At 62.0% G+C, this 17,850-nt stretch carries 15 protein-coding genes; 9 read left to right on the forward strand and 6 right to left on the reverse strand.

Features of this window, described 5'->3' with window-relative positions; genetic code table 11:
• Window positions 1-18: 18 nt before the first annotated feature.
• Genes BB934_RS08300 through BB934_RS08315 form a run of 4 tightly spaced genes read left to right on the forward strand, consistent with a single transcriptional unit; the run spans window position 19 to window position 4,519 of the window.
• Window positions 19-843 (forward strand): ATP-binding cassette domain-containing protein, encoded by an 825-nt coding sequence (locus BB934_RS08300; RefSeq protein WP_099509204.1) that lies wholly within the window; start codon window positions 19-21, stop codon window positions 841-843.
• Complete coding sequence (locus BB934_RS08305) at window positions 840-2,099, forward strand: sugar ABC transporter permease (protein ID WP_099509205.1); 1,260 nt, start codon at window positions 840-842, stop codon at window positions 2,097-2,099. The genes BB934_RS08300 and BB934_RS08305 overlap by 4 nt, the downstream gene beginning before the upstream one ends.
• 21 nt (window positions 2,100-2,120) lie before the next feature.
• On the forward strand, window positions 2,121-2,849 hold the full coding sequence (locus tag BB934_RS08310) for an SDR family oxidoreductase (RefSeq protein ID WP_099509206.1): 729 nt from the start codon (window positions 2,121-2,123) through the stop codon (window positions 2,847-2,849).
• A gap of 56 nt (window positions 2,850-2,905) precedes the next feature.
• Complete coding sequence (locus BB934_RS08315) at window positions 2,906-4,519, forward strand: FGGY-family carbohydrate kinase (protein WP_099509207.1); 1,614 nt, start codon at window positions 2,906-2,908, stop codon at window positions 4,517-4,519.
• 160 nt (window positions 4,520-4,679) lie between these two features.
• On the opposite strand, the gene BB934_RS08320 is transcribed toward BB934_RS08315, so the two are convergent.
• The 6 genes from BB934_RS08320 to BB934_RS08345 form a co-directional block, all read right to left on the reverse strand.
• Window positions 4,680-5,420, reverse strand: coding sequence for a glycerophosphodiester phosphodiesterase family protein (locus BB934_RS08320; RefSeq protein WP_099509208.1), 741 nt, complete (start codon window positions 5,418-5,420; stop codon window positions 4,680-4,682).
• Between the two features lie 32 nt (window positions 5,421-5,452).
• Complete coding sequence (locus BB934_RS08325; protein ID WP_099509209.1) at window positions 5,453-6,343, reverse strand: ABC transporter permease subunit; 891 nt, start codon at window positions 6,341-6,343, stop codon at window positions 5,453-5,455.
• 7 nt (window positions 6,344-6,350) lie between these two features.
• Window positions 6,351-7,358: an ABC transporter permease subunit gene (locus BB934_RS08330; RefSeq protein ID WP_099509210.1), complete on the reverse strand. Its 1,008-nt coding sequence runs from the start codon at window positions 7,356-7,358 to the stop codon at window positions 6,351-6,353.
• The gene (locus BB934_RS08335; protein ID WP_099509211.1) at window positions 7,342-8,655 is read right to left on the reverse strand and encodes an extracellular solute-binding protein; all 1,314 of its coding nucleotides are present in this window, start codon (window positions 8,653-8,655) and stop codon (window positions 7,342-7,344) included. The genes BB934_RS08330 and BB934_RS08335 overlap by 17 nt, the downstream gene beginning before the upstream one ends.
• A gap of 153 nt (window positions 8,656-8,808) precedes the next feature.
• Window positions 8,809-9,756 (reverse strand): sugar-binding transcriptional regulator, encoded by a 948-nt coding sequence (locus BB934_RS08340; protein ID WP_099509212.1) that lies wholly within the window; start codon window positions 9,754-9,756, stop codon window positions 8,809-8,811.
• A 7-nt stretch (window positions 9,757-9,763) separates the two neighbouring features.
• A complete protein-coding gene (locus BB934_RS08345; RefSeq protein ID WP_099509213.1) occupies window positions 9,764-10,441 on the reverse strand; it encodes an HAD family hydrolase in 678 nt (225 codons plus the stop codon).
• A gap of 1,037 nt (window positions 10,442-11,478) precedes the next feature.
• Between BB934_RS08345 and BB934_RS08350 the strand changes: the two genes are divergently transcribed.
• From BB934_RS08350 to BB934_RS08380, 5 genes are all read left to right on the forward strand, one after another.
• Window positions 11,479-12,771 carry a tyrosine-type recombinase/integrase gene (locus BB934_RS08350; RefSeq protein ID WP_099509214.1) on the forward strand — a complete coding sequence of 431 codons (1,293 nt, stop codon included), beginning with the start codon at window positions 11,479-11,481 and terminating at the stop codon, window positions 12,769-12,771.
• An 801-nt stretch (window positions 12,772-13,572) separates the two neighbouring features.
• Entirely contained in the window at window positions 13,573-13,860 is a 288-nt protein-coding gene (locus BB934_RS08360; RefSeq protein WP_237050219.1) for a helix-turn-helix domain-containing protein, read from the forward strand.
• Between the two features lie 80 nt (window positions 13,861-13,940).
• On the forward strand, window positions 13,941-14,522 hold the full coding sequence (locus tag BB934_RS08365; RefSeq protein ID WP_157934087.1) for a DUF927 domain-containing protein: 582 nt from the start codon (window positions 13,941-13,943) through the stop codon (window positions 14,520-14,522).
• Window positions 14,519-15,865 carry a virulence-associated E family protein gene (locus tag BB934_RS08370; protein WP_099509217.1) on the forward strand — a complete coding sequence of 449 codons (1,347 nt, stop codon included), beginning with the start codon at window positions 14,519-14,521 and terminating at the stop codon, window positions 15,863-15,865. The genes BB934_RS08365 and BB934_RS08370 overlap by 4 nt, the downstream gene beginning before the upstream one ends.
• A 368-nt stretch (window positions 15,866-16,233) precedes the next feature.
• Window positions 16,234-16,887 (forward strand): terminase small subunit, encoded by a 654-nt coding sequence (locus BB934_RS08380; protein WP_099509219.1) that lies wholly within the window; start codon window positions 16,234-16,236, stop codon window positions 16,885-16,887.
• The last annotated feature ends 963 nt before the right edge of the window (window positions 16,888-17,850 follow it).

Consider the following 17,850-nt stretch of genomic DNA (forward strand, 5'->3'; position numbering starts at 1 on the left):
CTTTGAGGTTGGGGAAGAATGGACAGAACCCAAGAGCTGCGCGACACGCGCGAACTGGTGCTCAGTCTGCACGGAATCTCAAAGCATTTCGGCGCCGTTTCGGCTTTGACTGATATTGATCTGGACGTGCACGAAGGTGAAGTCGTGGCCCTCGTCGGCGACAACGGCGCGGGCAAGTCGACGCTGGTCAAGATCCTGGCAGGCGTGCACCAGCCGAGTTCCGGATCGATCACTTTCCGCGGTAAACCGGTGGCGCTCGCAGATCCCAGCGCTGCGCTCGGCCTTGGGATCGCGACCGTGTTTCAGGATCTCGCCCTGTGCGAAAATCTCGATGTGGTCGCCAACATCTTCCTCGGCCGCGAGCTCAGCCCCTACCGGCTCGACGAGGTTTCCATGGAGCTGAAGGCCTGGACCCTGCTCAACGAATTGTCCGCGCGCATCCCCAGCGTGCGCGAGCCCGTGGCTTCCCTTTCGGGCGGCCAGCGCCAGACCGTCGCCATCGCTCGCTCTCTGCTGCTCGAACCCAAGCTTATTCTCCTGGATGAGCCCACGGCCGCCCTCGGCGTCGCTCAGACGGCCGAGGTGCTCGACCTGATCGAGCGCGTACGCGACCGGGGACTTGGGGTCATCATGATTAGCCACAACATGGAGGACGTGCGCGCGGTCGCGGACCGCGTCGTCGTGCTCAGGCTCGGCCGGAACAACGGCGTCTTCGAGCCCGACGCGTCGAACCAGGAACTCGTCAGCGCCATCACGGGCGCTGCGAACAATTCGGTCTCTCGCCGCGCCAGCCGGCGCAAGGCGCAAAGCGGGCAAGCACCGGCGCCGGAGGGACGCCCATGACCAAGGGTGCAGAGCAAAGCCCGCAGGCAGTTCCGCTTCTCGACCGCAGCGACGAGCGCGTGAAGTATGCGGAAGGGATCGGCGGCTCGGTCCGCGCCTTCTGGGACAGGGTCCGCTCGGGCGATCTCGGCTCGCTTCCGGTCGTGGTCGGCCTGGCTATCATCTGGACGGTCTTTCAAAGCCTCAATCCGGTGTTCCTGGCACCCAACAATCTCGTCAATCTCCTGTTCGACTGCTCCACCGTCGGCGTGATCGCGCTGGGCATCGTGTGCATCCTGATCGTTGGCGAAATCGATCTGTCGGTAGGATCCGTCAGCGGCTTCGCGTCCGCGCTCGTCGGCGTGCTCTGGGTCAACCAGGGCTGGCCCGTCTCGATCGCCATTCTGGCTGCGCTCCTGTTCGGCGCTCTGATCGGCGCGCTTTATGCGGTCCTGTTCAACCGCTTCGGCATGCCGAGCTTCGTGGCGACCCTGGCAGGCCTTCTGTCCATCCTGGGCCTGCAGCTCTATCTGCTCGGCTCCACCGGCTCGATCAACCTGCCCTACGAAGCGCCCCTGGTGAATTTCGGCCAGTTGCTCGTGATGCCGGACCCGGTGTCCTACGCTCTTGCGGCTCTTCCCGGGATCGTGATGTTCGTGCTGGGCTACCGGACCGCGGCCCGGCGGCGCGAGGCGGGATTGTCGCCTCAGCCGTTGACCAGCCTGCTCCTGCGCTCCGTCGTGGTCACCGTTGTTCTGGAGTTCATCGTCTATTACCTCAACCTCGATCGCGGCATCCCGTGGATGTTCGGCCTCTTCGTGGGCCTCGTCGCAGTGATGAACTATGCCCTCACGCGCACAAAATGGGGCCGCCAGATGCTGGCGGTGGGCGGCAACCGCGAGGCCGCGCGCCGGGCGGGCATCAATGTGCGCTTCATCTACATGACCGCATTCGTGCTCTGCTCGGGTTTCGCCGCGGCCGGAGGCATTCTCTCCGCGGCGCGTCTGGCCTCCGCAAGCCAGCAGGCGGGCACCGGCGACGTCAATCTGAACGCCATCGCCGCCGCCGTTATTGGTGGAACCAGCCTGTTCGGCGGCCGCGGCAGCGCCTATTCCGCCCTGCTCGGCATCATCGTCATCCAGTCGATCGCCAGCGGACTGACGCTGCTCGATCTCTCCTCATCGCTTCGGTACATGATTACCGGCGCCGTGCTGGCCATTGCGGTCATCGTCGACTCCTTGGCACGCCGCTCGCGCGCATCCCATGGCCGGGCTTGAACCCAACAAGAAGGAAAAACCATGGGCGATAAACTATCCGGCAAAGTCGCCGCCATCACCGGAGCGGCCTCCGGCATCGGCCTCGAATGCTCCCGGATCCTTTTATCCGAAGGCGCGCGCGTCGTGCTGGTCGATCGCGACGAGGAAGCGCTGAACGCCGCCTGCGCCGAACTCGGCCCACAAGCCATTCCCTTGCGGATCGACATCACCGATCCGGCGAGTGTATCGCGCATGATGCCCCAGGTCCTCGAACGGACGGGTCAGCTCGATATCTTTCACGCCAATGCCGGCTCCTATATCGGCGGCGAGATTCTGAAGGGCGATCCGGATGCCTGGGACCGCATGCTGAACCTCAACATCAATGCCGCTTTCCGCTCCATCCACGCCGTGCTTCCGCACATGGTGGAGCGTAAGACCGGCGACATCATCGTGACGAGCTCCATCGCCGGCCTGGTTCCAGTGGCGTGGGAGCCGATCTACACCGCCTCCAAGCACGCTGTACAGGCCTTCGTGCACACGGTCCGACGGCAGGTTGCCCCGCACGGCCTGCGCGTCGGCGCCGTCGCACCCGGACCCGTGGTCACGGCCCTGATCAAGGACTGGCCGAAGGAGAAACTCGATTCGGAGCTGGCGGCAGGCGGCCTGATGCAGCCAGTTGAAGTGGCCGAAGCGGTCCTGTTCATGCTGACGAGACCTCGGAACGTCACCATTCGCGATCTCGTCATCCTGCCGCAGAGCAACGACCTGTAATGCGCGTCGGCGCAGGGCATCGCTCCTCAGAATCTTCCCTGGATGATTGAACGGTCATGGCAAACCATTTCCTCGGTATCGATGTCGGCACCGGCAGTGCACGCGCCGGTCTCTTCGACGAGCATGGCACGCTGCTCGCCTCTGCCAAGGCAGATATCGCGATCTGGCATGAATCCGGCGGCATCGTGGAGCAGTCGAGCAACGATATCTGGCGGGCCGTTTGCACCAGCGTGCGCGACACCGTGAGCAAGGCGGGCGTTCCGCCCGAGAGCGTCGCAGGCATCGGCTTCGACGCGACCTGCTCTCTCGTCGTCCTGGGACAGGATGGCCAACCCTTGGCCGTCGGGCCCTCTGGCGACCCTGAACGCAACATCATCGTCTGGATGGATCACCGCGCCACCGAGCAGGCGCGCAGAATCAATGGCACGGGCGAGACTGTGCTGAATTACGTCGGGGGCTCCATCTCTCCGGAAATGGAAACCCCGAAGCTCTTGTGGCTCTCGGAGAATATGCCCCGGACCTTCACAGGCGCATGGCAGTTCATGGACTTGGCCGATTTCCTCACCTGGAAGGCCACCGCAAGCCTTGCGCGATCCGTCTGCACCGTGACGTGCAAATGGACCTATCTGGCCCATGAGAGCCGGTGGGATGAAGGCTATTTCCGAAGGGTTGGGCTCGGGCAATTGGCCGACGAATCCTTCCGGAGGATCGGCACCGAGGTCGTGCCGGGCGGCACCGCCCTCGGCGGCGGCCTGACCTCGCAAGCGGCGGCGGATCTTGGTCTGAAGCCTGGAACGCCCGTCGCGGCAGGCCTCATAGACGCCCATGCCGGCGGCGTTGGAACTGTAGGCGCACGCGGAAACGTGGGCAATGTGCTGACCCGCATGGCCTATGTGTTCGGCACATCCGCCTGCACCATGTCATCGACCCGGGAGCCAGCTTTCGTGCCGGGCGTCTGGGGGCCATACTTCTCTGCCATGGTCCCCGGGCTGTGGCTCAATGAGGGCGGCCAATCGGCGGCCGGCGCCGCGATCGATCATCTGGTCCAAATGCATCCTGCTTCGGAACAGGCCGCGAAGATGGCCCGCGACAGCGGCATTGGTCTCAGCCAATGGCTGTCGCAGGAGGCTGAGCGGCGTGGTGGCGCGCCGGCGGCGCCGCGCCTCATCGGCGACGTGCACGTGGTTCCCGAGTTCCTCGGCAACCGTGCTCCGTTCTCCGATCCCGATGCGCGCGGCTTGATCGCCGGACTGAGCATGGACGCTGATCTCGATAGCCTCGTCGCTCTTTATCTCGCAGGGGTCTGCGGTCTTGGCTACAGCGCTCGGCAGATCGTGCAGGTGCAGGCCGAGAGAGCTGTTTTGATCGACACGATCGTGGTGAGCGGCGGCGCAGGCCAGAGTCCCCTCGTGCGTCAGCTTCTCGCCGACACGACGGGAAAGGTCGTTGCGGCCCCGACATCGGAGGAACCTGTGCTCCTTGGATCTGCGATCCTAGGAGCTGTTGCGGCGGGCCAGCACCGCGACGTTGCAGAGGCCATGTCGTCGATGTCGGCGATTGGACGAACCTACCAGCCCAACCCCATGGCGGCAGAATGGCACGAGAAACGCTTCAAAGCTTTCGAAATGCTTCAGCAGACTGCAAGGACTATCAGATACGGTGGTCTTTGAAGACCGGCATCGCTTGATAGGGAACGCTTTCAAAGGGGAGGCCTCCCGCTCCTCCGAAAACTTCTTGAACACGACGCAATCGCACAGTGACGCGCCAAGGGCCGAACAGGAATGATCCGAGCTGCCCGAGCGTCGCGCGCGACCGGCGTAGAGCCGTGGCTCAACCCTTCCGCGCGGTGCGCAGCTGCAAGGCAAGATCGGGGCGATCGCTGGTGATCTGCGAGATCGGCTGGTTGAGCCAGTAGTCGAGCTCGCGCACCGTATTCGGGACCCAGGCGCCGAGCTTGTCGCGCCCAACGATCTCGACGGCGCGGTCGACCGTCAGCCGCAGCAGCGATTGCTCGACAGCGACGATGCAGCCGAGATCGACGAAGCGCCGCAAGGTCCGGTCGACGCCGCCGAAGGCTTCGCAGGAGCGGCGGTCGACCGAGGCGAGCCGGCGCATGCCCGGCGCCTTGGCCCGGATCTCCTCGATGACCTCCGGGACGAAGCAGGTCAGGACCACGCGAGACGACATGTTGCGGGCTTCGACAAGCGCGATGACCTTGTCGAGCAGGCCCGGATAAGGATTGCCGAAGGCATCCATCTTCATCTCTATCTCGAGCTCGATCCCGGTCGGACCGAAGACGTCGAGGACCTCCGGCAGCGTCGGGATCGTCTCGCCCAGGGTGTCGTCGAGCTTCACCTTGGCGAGGGCGTCTCGCGACAAGTGCCCGACGGGCCCTCTGTGGTCCGTCGTGCGGTCGAGCAGCGGGTCGTGGATCACCATGATCTCGCCGTCGCTCGACAGATGCACGTCGAGCTCGACCGCATCGACCTTCAGGCCGCAGACGTTGCGGAAGCCGCCGAGGCTGTTCTCCGCCCAGATGTTGCGCGCGCCGCGATGTCCGATGATTCGCATGAAAGAAAGCCCCCGCTTCGGTCTATTGATCGCTATTTGCCGCTGTCGACCAGGCCCTTCACGAACCAGCGCTGAAGGAGAAGGATGACGACGGTCGGCGGCAGCATGGTGAGGAAGGCCGCGTTCATCAGCAGATGCCAAGTCGGGAGCGAGTCGCTCTGCGGCATGAGCTTCTTCAACCCGACCACCGCATTGGCCATCTCAGGCTCGGTGGTGAGCAGCAGCGGCCAGAGATACTGGTTCCAGCCCGTCAGGAAGAGGATGATCGCCAGCGCCACGATGTTCGATCGCGACAGGGGCAGCAGGATCAACCGGAAGAACTGCCACGGGCTCGCGCCGTCGATGCGCGCCGCCTCGCAGAGCTCGTCCGGAATGGTGAGGAAGAACTGGCGGAAGAGGAAGGTCGCCGTGGCGGAGGCGATCAGCGGCAGGATCAGGCCCGAATAGGTGTTGACCAGATTCCAGTCGAGATCGACCAGCGCCTGGATGCCGAGCCAGGAGCCGAGGATGTTGAGCGGCAAAGCAACGTTCGCCGCCGATTCGTAGGTCGGCACGATTCGCACCTCGATCGGCAGCATCAGCGACATGAAGATCAGCCAGAACGCCGTCATCCGGAAAGGGAAGCGGAAATAGGTGACGGCGAAGGCCGCGATCACCGAAATGGCAAGCTTTCCGACGGTGATGCCTGTGGCCATGATGAAGGAGTTGAGCAGCAGCCGGCCGAAATTCGCGTTGCTCAGCACGGTCTGCATATTGGCGAAGAACTGGTTGCCGGGCAGCCAGGACATCGGCACGCGCATGATCTCCGGTTGCGAGAGCGAGCCGGTGACGAAGACGAAATAGATCGGCAGGCAGACAAGCGCCGCGCCCACCAGCAGGATGAGATGGCAGACGGCGTCGAGAATCGGCGTACGTTCGTTCATCGCCGGCCTAGACGCTGTAATTCACGCGGCGCTCCACGAAGCGGAACTGCGCGAAGGTCAGAAGCAGCGCGAGCGCCATCAGCACGACGGATTGCGCGGCGGAGGAGCCGAGGTCGAGCGTGACGAAGCCGTCCAGAAAGACCTTGTAGACCAGGATGGAGGTCGCGCCGGCCGGGCCGCCCCGGGTGGTGGCGTCGACGATGGCGAAGGTCTCGAACAGCCCGTAGACGAAGTTGATCACGATCAGAAAGAACAGCGTCGGCGTGATCATCGGCAACGAGATGCGCAGGAAGCGCTGGATCGGCCCCGCGCCGTCGAGATAGGCGGATTCGAGGATCGATTGGGGCACGGACATCAGCGCCGCCACCAGGAAGATGTAGTTGTAGCAGATGTGCTTCCAAGAGGCCGCCATGACGATCAGGGCGAGCGCATGCCAGGAATTGCGGTTGGGGTCCCAGTCGAAGCCGAGCCCCTGCAGCATATGCGCAACGGGGCCGACGCGAGGATTGAACAGGAAGGCGAGCATGATGCCGGCGATCGCCGGGGCGATGGCGTAGGGCAGCAGCAGCACGGTCCGGTAGGCGCCGCGCCCGCGCAGGATGTGATTCGAGGCGAAGGCGAGCAGCAGCGCGAGCGACAGCGCCAGCACGTTCTGCGCGATGGTGAAGATCAGCGTCACCTGCGCCGAAGACCAGTAGACGCCGCTGCGGAACAGCCGCTCGAAATTCTGGAAGCCGACCCACTGGACGGTGGCACCGAACGGGTCGGTGAGCTGGAAGGCCTGGATCAGAGCCCTGATCGAGGGGATGAAGAAGAACAGCAGCAGGATGAAAAGCTGCGGCGCCAGCAGCCAGAACGGCAGGCGCCATTCCCGGAAATGCGCACGCTTCAGCCCGCTTTCGGACTGTGCATCACCGGTGACCTTAAGGAAGAGACGCCTGAGCGGCCAGCGGAGGCGCAAACCGCCACCGCCAGCCGCCACGGGGAGAGCAGCCGTGTTATTTCTTGCCGGCATTGAGCTGCTCGTAGCGGCGCAGCGACTCGTTGCCGCGAGCTACAGCATCGTCAAGCGCCTGCTGCACCGGCTTCTTGCCGAGGAAGGCGCCCGAGACCTCTTCCATGATCGCGACGTTGATCTGGTTACTGTTGCCGATGCGGAAGCCGAGCGAGTTGTCGCTGGGCGTGCCGCGCATCAACTGCACCACGGCGATCTCGCGAGTCGGGTTCTTCTGGTAGTAGCCTTGCGCCTTGGCCGTTTCATAGGCCGCGGTCGTGACCGGCACATAACCCGTCGCCTGATGCCACCAGACCTGCGTGTCGGTCTTCGCGAGGAAATCGTAGAAGGCGGCGACCGCCTTGTACTTCTCCGGCGTATGCCCCTTCAGGGTCCAGAGCGCGGCGCCGCCGATGACGCTGTTCTTCGGGGTGACACCCTGCTCATAGGGCAGCTCGGCCGCGCTCCAGTCGAACTTCGCGGCGGCGACGACCGTGGCGTGCGAGGCGGTGGAGGCGATGATCGTCGAGCATTCGCCGGAGGTGAAGAGCTGGATCGGAATGATGCCCTGGCCGGCAAGCTGCATCACACCGGAAGATACCAGCCGCTTCATGCGCTCGACCTGGCCGACGAGCTTGCCCTTGTTGAAGACGAAGCTGGTGTCGAGGCCATCCATGCCGTTGCGCTTGGTCGCATACGGGATGTCGTTCACCGCGCTGTAGTTCTCGAGGAAGCTCCACTCATAGTCGCCGGGCAGCACCATCGCGCATTTCGAGACGCCCTTGGCCTTGATCGCGTCGAGCTGCGGCTCGAGTTCCTGCCAGGTCGCGCCGGGCTTGTCGAAGCCGGCGGCTTTGAAGTGGTCGCGGTTGTAGAACAGGATCGGCGTCGAGGAGTTGAACGGCATCGCCTGGAGCTTGCCGTCGATCGCGTAGTAGCTGACGACCGGGGCGATGAACTTCGAGGCGTCGATCGGGTGGCCCTGCTCCGCCATCAGCTCGGTGGTCGAAACGATGGCGCCGGAATTGACCATCGTCAGGAAGGAGCGCTCGTTCGACTGCACGATCTCGGGCTGGCGCTTGGCGCGATAGGCCGCGATCGTGCCATTCAACACCTCGTCATAGGTGCCCTTGCCGATCGCCTTGACGACGTATTCCTTCTGGGAGTCGTTGAACTTCTTGACAAGCTCCTCGACGCGCTCGCCGAGCGCGCCGCTCATCGCGTGCCAGAACTCGATTTCCGTCGCCGCCTGCACGGGGGAGAGCCCCGCCAGCAGCATTGCGCCCGCACCCGCCAACGTACAGTAGAAATGTCGCATGTAAAGCCTCCCTTATTAGGCTATGTGAGCATATGCTCTTTATTGAAGCATATGCTCGCACACTGGCTTGTTATGTCAACCGTTGATGACGGATGAATGACAGCCGCGCTAGCTTGCGCGCAGAGGGTAATGGGGCGAGGCTGGTGAGCGGGGTCAGTCCGCGAGGAGAGCGCGGGCCGTGTCCTCGTCGGTGACGAGGCCGTTGACGATCCTCCCACGCAACGCGGCTCGCAGCGGCGCGGCCTTGGCCGGGCCCTGGCCGATGCAGATGCGCCGCCGAGCGCTGCCGGGCTCCGGCGGCACGCTGGTCACCCGCAGGTTGGTGCCGCGGTCGAGGAATCGGCCTTCGGCATCGAAGACCCAGCCGGTCACCTCGCCGACGGCGCCGTGGCGGACCATGTCGAGCAGCTCGCCGCGCGTCATGAAGCCGTCCCGATACAGTACGGCATCCTCGCCGATCTGGCTAATGCCCATCACCCAGAGATCGGCCTCGCTGGCGATGTTGCGGATGCGCCTGATCGACTCGATTTCGATGAGCTGAGCACGCTCTTCGGGGCTCGACACATAGAGTGGCAACGGCATCGGAAAATACTGCGCCTGGGTGATTTCGGCGAGCTTGACCAGCGTATCGAAGGGGCTGGCCGAGCCATCGGGCGAGATGGTCCCGACCAGCGAGACGAGCCGATGCAGCGGGCAGGACATCGGCGGAACGCGCTCGATGCTGGCCCGCATCGAACGGCCGGTGCCCAATGCCATGACCAGCGATTTGCGCGAGCGCAACCAGCGCTCGATCAGCACGCCGCCGAGCGCGGCGACGCCGGCCGCGCCCGTCTCCGCCGAGCCGTCGGAGGGGGCAACGTCGCAATGCAGCAGCTCGAAGCGATCGCGCAGCCGCGCTGCGAGCTCCATGCAGGTGCTGATCGGGTGGTTCATGTGGAAGCTGATCAGCCCCTCGCTGCGGCAGAGCGAGACGAGGCGCTGCGCCGCCGGGCGCGAGATGTTTAGGATCTGCGCGATGTCGTCCTGCGTGCGGCCGGCGATATAGTAGAGCCAGCCGGCCCGGGCGGCGTCGTCAAGGCGGGCGTTGTCGTTGTCGGCCATCGGAAACTCAGCCGGTTGCGGGCATCGGTGCCAGTTCCTGCCAGGATTCGAGCACCTTGTCGGCTCCGGCATCCAGAAGCGCCTGTCTCTGGTCCAGGACTGCGAAATGGCTGCCGGCGGCCAGGCCGTAGGCTGTCATTCCAGCCGCCTTCGCAGCAGTGACGCCGCTGACGCTGTCCTCGATCACAAGGCAGCGTTCTGGCGCCACGCCGTGCTCACTGGCGGCCAGCAGGAACAGGTCGGGCGCCGGCTTGCCGCGCCGCACGCGCGTCGTGCTAAAGATCCTCCCCTCGAACAGATCCCACAGCTCGGCTTTCCGGAGGCAGATCTCGATGCGCTCCTCGTCGCTGGACGAAGCCACGCAGTAGTCGCTTGCGAAGGCCTCGACCACGCTGCGGACGCCTTCGACCGGCTCGAGCTCGCGAGCGAATGCGGCAAACAGGCGCTCCCGCCAGTCCTCCGTGAAGTCGGCCGAGGCCGGGCGGCCGGTCATTCTCTCGTAATCCTCGACGACTGCGCTGGACGGGCGCCCAAGATAGCGGCGCATGACCGTCCGCAGATCATAGCTGGGATCGAGAGGTGAGAGAATATCGACCAGGGTTCGGCAGCTGATGACTTCGCTGTCGACGAGCACGCCGTCGCAATCGAAGATGACGAGGTCGAAGGGCGATCTTTGGATGGGCATGGGACAGCAACAATCTTGAGCGGATGCTCGCATGAAGAGCATCTACCCGATTTCCTGTCAAATCCAAAAGGCAACGCCCTCCAGCACCGCCTCGGTCATGGCCGCGCGATCCGTCGTGGCCGAGGCGCGAGAACCCGCCTCGCATGTGCGGATCGTTGTGAGGGGTCCATTCGCCCGATAGATAGGGCGTGAAGAGCACCGACGAAGGATACTTCGCCCGTGGCCCGAGGTCGCCTAGCAGCCTTTCCTCGGTCTGCCCGCACACGGACGCCCACCACTCAGGCTCGCGGCGGCAGACAGATGGACGGACATCTGGTGCCAGCGGTCCGGCAGCGCGCGGCAGAAGGCGTGAAAGGCGATGCCGGCGCGCGGCTCGAAGCCATCGCTCGTACGCCAGAGCACCCCGGATGCTCCCAGCGACAGGAAGCTCGTGCCGGTTCGATCGCCCCCAGGCCGACAGCTCCGGCGGCATTGTCGCTGGCACCGCCCGCAAAGAGCGGCGGTGCGTCGAAGCCCAGCTACCGGCTGAGATCGGCGCGCATGCGCCCTGCAGGCTGCGCCCCTTCGACGAGCGCGGGCATCGGGCCGCGGTCGCGCCCTGCAGTCGGTCCGACCACCAGAGAACTGGCATGCCTGTGCATTGATCTTCTGCACAGCCTTTTCACCCTCCTCTGAGTTCATACCCCTAGGGTCGGCGGCTCTCGCCGCAACGATAGCACTCTGTAAAGCTATCGGTCTTGAGAAGGGGCGATTTTTAGAACTGGGGTTACGGACGATTATCGGCCCGCTCTGTCAACCAAGGTCCGAGGGGGTATACTTCACGACCTAGGCCATTATCGAGCTAAGTGCTTGATTTTATGGCGCTCCCTAGGGGACTCGAACCCCTGTTTTCGCCGTGAGAGGGCTAATACACAGATTTCAGCGCACGCTCGTGGATATCAATAGACGCAAACGCCACAAGCATTTAATGTATATTCGTGCGTCGGCGTCCACCGAAATTTGCCCACGCATTCTCGACAAATTCGGGGACAAATTAAATGGCGCGGACTGTTCGCGATGCAACGCTTGAGACACGAGCGGCCCGGATGCAGCTCCCCACAGGGAGGAAGCACTGGCGATCAATCGAACAGGGACTGCACCTCGGGTACCGGCGAGGGCCACGAGGCGGCGCCTGGCTCGGCCGTCGCTGCGTTGATGGCAAGTATCCTGAAACGGTCCTTGGGATCGCGGACGATGCGACGGACGCGGATGGCACAACCGTCCTTGACTACCGTGCTGCGCTGAAGGCCGCCCGAGAGTGGTGGCAGGCGGAGGAGCGGAAAGCCCTAGGCATCAGCGACACCCACCGCGGCGCCTACACTATAGCGGATGCGCTCGCAGACTATGAGAAGCATTACGAGGCTCGAGGCGGAAAGGATCTGACCAACCTGCGGTCGATCGTGAATAGCCACATTGTCCCTGCCCTCGGGGCTCTCGATACAGCAAAGCTGACGACCCGCCGTCTGCGCGACTGGCATCACGGGCTCGCCACGGCTCCCAAGATGGTCAGAACGGCAAAGGGCGCGAAGGAGCGCAAGACGCAGGAGTTTGATCCTCGCGATCCAGAGGCAGTGCGCCGGCGCCGGTCGCGGGCTAACAGAATTCTGACTGTCCTAAAGGCAGCTCTCAACCATGCCCATGCTGAGCATCATATCTCGATCGATGATGCCTGGGCGCGCGTCCAGCCATTCCATGATGTCGACCAAGCCCGCATTCACTACCTCTCAACGGCCGAATGCACTCGCCTTCTCAACACGTGTGAGCCGGATTTTCGCTCTCTGGTGAAAGCCGCTCTACTGACTGGGGCCCGGTATGGGGAGCTCGTTCGGCTCAAGGTGAGAGACATCAACCTTGAGTCTGGGTCAATTTTCATTGCTGAGAGCAAGAACGGGAAATCGCGCCACGTCCCGCTGACGGACGAAGGTATCGATCACTTCAGGAGCCTTGCGCTCGGGAAGGCCGGGCCCGCACCGGTATTCCTGCGGGCGGATGGTGCAACCTGGAAAGCTTCCCATCAGGCACGCCCCCTTGCGACAGCTTGTGAGCAGGCAAAGATCGAGCCGGCGATAACTTTCCATGGGCTACGGGATACCTACGCGTCAATGCTGGCGATGCGTGGCGTTCCAATGGCCGTGATTGCCGCAGCTCTTGGGCATGCCGACACTCGGATCACTGAGAAGCACTATGCTCACCTCGCTCCATCCTATGTAGCGGATACGATCCGGGCCAATATGCCGAGGCTTGGACTTGAAGAGGAGACAAATGTCGCCTCAATCAGGAAGGCAGGCTAAGCCATGGGTTATCTTCAACCCGACCTCGCTGCGAGTACCGAGCCGGTTAGTCTTTGGCACTTCGCGAAGCGGATAGCGGGCCGCGAGTGCAGCGCATACGTCATGTGGTTTGAAGCCACCGCAACACGTATGAGGGCAATTGATCATGATCGGGTTGCGGCCTCCGTCCAACGCAGGTGGCCAGCGCTAGTGGATCCCGAACTCTTCATCCGTGAGAACGAGGCGCGGGAACGAAGAGCTAAACGGCTCCGCAGCTGGGCCGCGCACCTTCTCGCGACCGTTATCCCTTCTAAGGTGAGGCGCGAGCTCATCAAAGACAGTTACCTCATTACCGGCCGCAATAGTGCCGGCGAGCGCGTTTCTCTAACACTTGATGACCTGGCAGGCCTAAACATTGATCTAGGCTCAAATTGCCTGATTGGCCCAACGACTGCATACACCGACGTTTCTGTTCGGCTTGCTCCGACAAGTTTCGCGGGCAAGCATCCCGAGCCGAACCTCCGCTCAGATAAGCCAACGACAGTTAATGCTACGTCTCATGCGCTGCCGAACCCTGGCGCCAGCGTAAAGCTGCAGAGAAAGACACGGGCTCAGTGGATTGAGGAAGCAGTGCGCGAACTGTCTCAAGAAGCTCCCGTGCAGAATCTGCGTCCAGGGGAACGATACCACCTCATCTGTAAGTACATCAAAGGGAAGGGTGGCGTCGCACCTAGCGTGCGATACGTGAGGGACTTTTTCAACAAATCGGAATAACGGCAAAAACGGCAAAGGCGGCAATGCCGCTCTTGCCGGATGACCTGATTGCTGAAGAACGGCACGATCCATTCATCGACGTATTCCGTCGCTTGGTGGACAAACATGGCTCATATTCCAGGTGGAGGCGTTCATGGCCTCTCAACCGCACCAGTATTCAACCAGAAGCTCAGCCTCTCTGTCGAGGAAGCCGCAGAGGCAACAGGTATTGGCCGCTCAAAGCTGTATGAGGCAATGAGAGACGGCCTGCTGCAGGCGCGCAAGTTCGGCCGCCGCACCATCATCCTGCGCGATGACCTTGAGAGATTTCTTTCCGCCCTCCCAAAAGCCGCCTGAAAAAGAAAAACCCGCGCTCACAGACCACGGGACGGGAAACGTGTGTCTACGAGGCGGGTCTCAGAAGAGTGTTCAAGCACATGTACCATGAGTATCCTCCCGTTGAACGTCAAGAGTCTAACCCTGGTCCGCGCTCATCTCGCGGGCGGTACCTGAAAAGCCAGAGTGGGCTTTGGTTTCTAACAAAGCCCGATGATCCCAACGACCCAGGCGAATGGGTTTCGGATCCGATCAAGCCGCTAGCCCGGGTTTATATCGAAAAGCCTTTTCTCCATCCGTTGGGTGAGTGGGCAATAGAGATAGAGTTCTCCGGGGCTGAGGGCGGCACGCGGCGCAGCCTTATTCGGTATGACTGCCTCCATGCCCGCGGCCGCGACTTGATTGCTACCCTTGCCGGCGCGGGCCTGCGGATTGCTGCAGACCGAAAGGGGCAGGATCGGTTCCTGAACTACCTTGCCAGGGTTCGTCCACCGACTGCATTGCGGCTTGGAGAGCTCACCGTTCAAGGCATTGATGGCGTCCTTTGCCTGCGGGCCTTCGATCTCGCCCCAGAGGGTGGAATATACGAGCCGTACGCCTTTGAACTTTACGACCTCTACGACGGTGGTCGCAAGTTGCCGCTGGTGGTCCGCATCCTCGATCACGAGGAGGACGTGATATGAGGAACGAATGGGACCTTTCAAATCCGGCTCCTCATGAGGTGAACGTTGCGGAGCGTATTAGCGGCGCCCGGACTGCGGCAGACGCTGAGCGTTCGACCACAGGACGCGGCAAGCGTGAACGGTGGAAAGTAGAGACCGCAGCCGGTGACAAGCGCTGGCTCGACCTGTGTATGACTGACGACCAGGCGCGGCCGATCGCCAATCTAGCCAACGTTAGGCTCGCGCTCCGTAGCGACCCTGCTATCTCGACCATGCTTGCTCTTGATGAGATGCTTTGTGCACCGATGCTGATGCACCCGGTCCCAAGGCACGGGGCTGCATGGGAGAAAACCGCAGGCTTTGAGCCTCGGCCCGTCACCGACAACGACGTAGGCGAGCTGCAGGAATGGCTTCAACTCGCCGGTCTGCCGAAGATCGGCAAGGACACGGTGCATCAAGCCGTAGACATGAGGGCTCAGGATTGCGCCTTCCATCCTGTACGGGATTACCTGACAAGCCTGGTCTGGGACGGAAAGTCCAGGCTCAAGACGTGGCTCTCCACTTACCTGGGAGTGGAGCCCAGCGCCTATGCTGAGGGCATCGGCACAATGTTCATGATCTCCACAGTCGCCCGCATCATGAAGCCCGGCTGCAAGGCCGACTACATGATGGTTCTGGAGGGGGCGCAAGGCGCGCGGAAGTCGACCGCCTGCGCAATCCTGGGCGGGAAGTGGTTCTCCGACAATCTCCCTGAGGTGACGACTGGCAAGGATGTCTATCAGCACTTGGTTGGGAAATGGCTGATTGAGATCGCCGAAATGTCCGCAATGTCAAAAGCGGAAGACGCAGCGCTCAAAGCTTTCATCAGCCGCCAAGTCGAACGTTACCGACCGCCTTATGGGCGCAAGGAGGTGATTCAGCCACGGCAATGCATCTTCATCGGCACCACAAACAAGGAGGCCTATCTGCGGGACGAGACCGGTGGCCGGCGCTTCTGGCCTGTGAAGGTGGGCAAGATCGACACCAACGCCCTGAAGCGGGACCGGGATCAGCTTTTCGCGGAAGCCATGCATCTCTTCGAGGCCGGTGCAAGGTGGTGGCCCGACGATGCCTTCGAGCGCGAGCACATCAAACCCCAGCAGGAAGCCCGGTTCGAGGCCGACGCCTGGGAGGAGATGATTGCAGACTACCTCAGGGGCAAATCAAAGGTGACGGTTGGTGACGTGGCGAAAGATGGCCTGCACATCGAGACGGCCCGCATCAATACGTCTGATCAGCGGCGGATTACTGCGGCCATGGAGCGATTGGGGTGGAAGCGCTTGGCCAAGGATTGGAAGGGGCGGATTACATGGGGGCGGTCATGACAAACCACGGATCACGGATCACCACGGATCATCAAGCTCGCGTTTCAAAATTTACCGGAAAACAGCCAGAGAGGGGTCTTATGGGAAATGCTCCGTGTGATCCGTGTGATCCGTGGTCCAAAGGCAATGATCAGAGGGCAGTGGAGGGTGAGCCGTGCCTGGTGCTGCCTCGGCCCATCACACGGGAAGGCCTCACAGAGCAGCTTATTGAGGCCTACGAGTGGGCTCTTACGCTTGGGGATGCTGATGCTGCGGTCGATGCCGTTCTCGGGATCGCTGATCTCAATGGGCTCCTCGTTGATAGCGTCGAGATCCAGCACGAGATTCAAGCAACCCTGGGCGAGTTAGAGTGAGTTTGAGTAATAGACATGGCACGCGGTAAGGCAAAGAACCCTGGATCGTCTGTTGCAGGCCTTCTCCCGGACGATGATCTGGGACCAGGAAACTGGACGGATCGGCAGCGCAGGTTCGTCTACAGGTACCTACAGCACCGCAATGGGGCTCGGGCAATTCGTGAGGCCGGATACACCTGCAAGCCTGAGAATGCAGACAAGGTGGCGTGGATCCTCTTGAATGAAACCAGGTTTGCCCACGTTCGCGAGGCCATCGATCGGCGCGAGGCGGATCTCCAAGCCCGGCTCAAGGTCGGGGCTGAACAGGTCTTGGAGGAAATTAGCAAGGTCGCGTTCTTTAGCCTGGCAGACGTCGTAGTGATCCAAGAAGATGGCACCGCCCGCGTCGACCTGACTGAGGCTGATGCAGCTCACTTGGCAGCTCTCTCCGAGGTCCAGATCGAGGAGCGGACCATCAAGGGGCGCGATGGTGAGCCGGACACAACTGCCCGGACGATCAAGATCAAGGCTCATTCGAAACTTGACGCGCTGGAGAAGCTTGGCAAGAACCTGAAGCTCTTCACTGATAAGTTTGAGGTGAGCGGTGGGCTAGATATCGCCTCACAACTGTCTGCAGCCCGTCGGCGGGCGAGGCTTGGCAAGAAGGAGCCGGATCGGGACGAGGCTTGATGTTGGTCAGCTTTGCCATTCATCGGGAGGTCTCAATTGACCGTCTGACGTGATCGCGCTTGACTGCAGGCAAGAGACCGAGGGGTCGCCATGTCCGGCAAATGTCCGAGTTGCGCAGAGGCACTGCTGAGCGTGAAATGCTACAGCGTCGATATTGAAAGCTCCGGGGCCCTGCAGAGTGGTACAATCTATGCTTGCTCCGCGTGCTCCGCTGCCATCACCATCTCACTAGGGGCACCGCCGATTGTTGCAGGAACGGTCCTAGAGACTGTCGCTGATGCCTCGATCAATTCGAATGACACACTATCTCGCTGATCTCAGTAGCCCATGCTGGCATTCGAGCCAACAGTCCGCACGCCATGGAACGAGCACCGTCAAACGTGCGTTGTGTTCCTCTCGAACTAATTGGATCGTGCCATGCGCCTAGCTGTGATTATAGCTGCCCTCTGTTCAGCCTCAGCGGCATCAGCTGAAATTTGGACGGTTCGAGAGGGCGAGTGTGGCGAGTGGCAAGCTCGATGGGATGTACATCAGGAGCAAAGCGGAGTTTGGGTTGGAACTATCGACCATTTCCACATTGGTGGACCATGTGCGCGACCAACGGGTCACGTACAAAGAAGTGACGTCCGAGCCTATATCGTGGGCGACAATCTACTCGCAATCAGGAACATTGATGGAACGCTGTGCAGCTATACGGGCAGAATGATCCGAGAGAACCGAGCCCGTGGTATTCAGATTTGCGAGAGGCAGCCGCGTAATCAATTTGTGATCCGTTTTCGATCACCCGAGGATCGACGTCCATTGCGGGAAGTGCCACCAGATGACGACATTCTGACCGAAGAACAGCGGCAGCAGCCGAACAGACGCTTCGAGTTTCGCGGCTTAGATGAATTATTTGGCCGCTAAGACGATCTGACTGAGGGCCGGCGATCTGATGCCTGCCCTTCAGACAGAGTGGCTCAC

The organism is Microvirga ossetica, from assembly GCF_002741015.1.
Taxonomy (GTDB): Bacteria; Pseudomonadota; Alphaproteobacteria; order Rhizobiales; family Beijerinckiaceae; genus Microvirga; species Microvirga ossetica.

Bases quoted from the DNA above. Each gene is read 5' to 3' on its own strand.
- BB934_RS08330 (WP_099509210.1), bottom strand. From the start codon at position 7,358: ATGCCGGCAAGAAATAACACGGCTGCTCTCCCCGTGGCGGCTGGCGGT.
- BB934_RS08300 (WP_099509204.1), top strand. From the start codon at position 19: ATGGACAGAACCCAAGAGCTGCGCGACACGCGCGAACTGGTGCTCAGT.
- BB934_RS08340 (WP_099509212.1), bottom strand. From the start codon at position 9,756: ATGGCCGACAACGACAACGCCCGCCTTGACGACGCCGCCCGGGCCGGC.
- BB934_RS08320 (WP_099509208.1), bottom strand. From the start codon at position 5,420: ATGCGAATCATCGGACATCGCGGCGCGCGCAACATCTGGGCGGAGAAC.
- BB934_RS08325 (WP_099509209.1), bottom strand. From the start codon at position 6,343: ATGAACGAACGTACGCCGATTCTCGACGCCGTCTGCCATCTCATCCTG.
- BB934_RS08380 (WP_099509219.1), top strand. From the start codon at position 16,234: ATGGCACGCGGTAAGGCAAAGAACCCTGGATCGTCTGTTGCAGGCCTT.
- BB934_RS08305 (WP_099509205.1), top strand. From the start codon at position 840: ATGACCAAGGGTGCAGAGCAAAGCCCGCAGGCAGTTCCGCTTCTCGAC.
- BB934_RS08365 (WP_157934087.1), top strand. From the start codon at position 13,941: ATGTACCATGAGTATCCTCCCGTTGAACGTCAAGAGTCTAACCCTGGT.
- BB934_RS08315 (WP_099509207.1), top strand. From the start codon at position 2,906: ATGGCAAACCATTTCCTCGGTATCGATGTCGGCACCGGCAGTGCACGC.
- BB934_RS08335 (WP_099509211.1), bottom strand. From the start codon at position 8,655: ATGCGACATTTCTACTGTACGTTGGCGGGTGCGGGCGCAATGCTGCTG.
- BB934_RS08350 (WP_099509214.1), top strand. From the start codon at position 11,479: ATGGCGCGGACTGTTCGCGATGCAACGCTTGAGACACGAGCGGCCCGG.
- BB934_RS08345 (WP_099509213.1), bottom strand. From the start codon at position 10,441: ATGCCCATCCAAAGATCGCCCTTCGACCTCGTCATCTTCGATTGCGAC.
- BB934_RS08370 (WP_099509217.1), top strand. From the start codon at position 14,519: ATGAGGAACGAATGGGACCTTTCAAATCCGGCTCCTCATGAGGTGAAC.
- BB934_RS08310 (WP_099509206.1), top strand. From the start codon at position 2,121: ATGGGCGATAAACTATCCGGCAAAGTCGCCGCCATCACCGGAGCGGCC.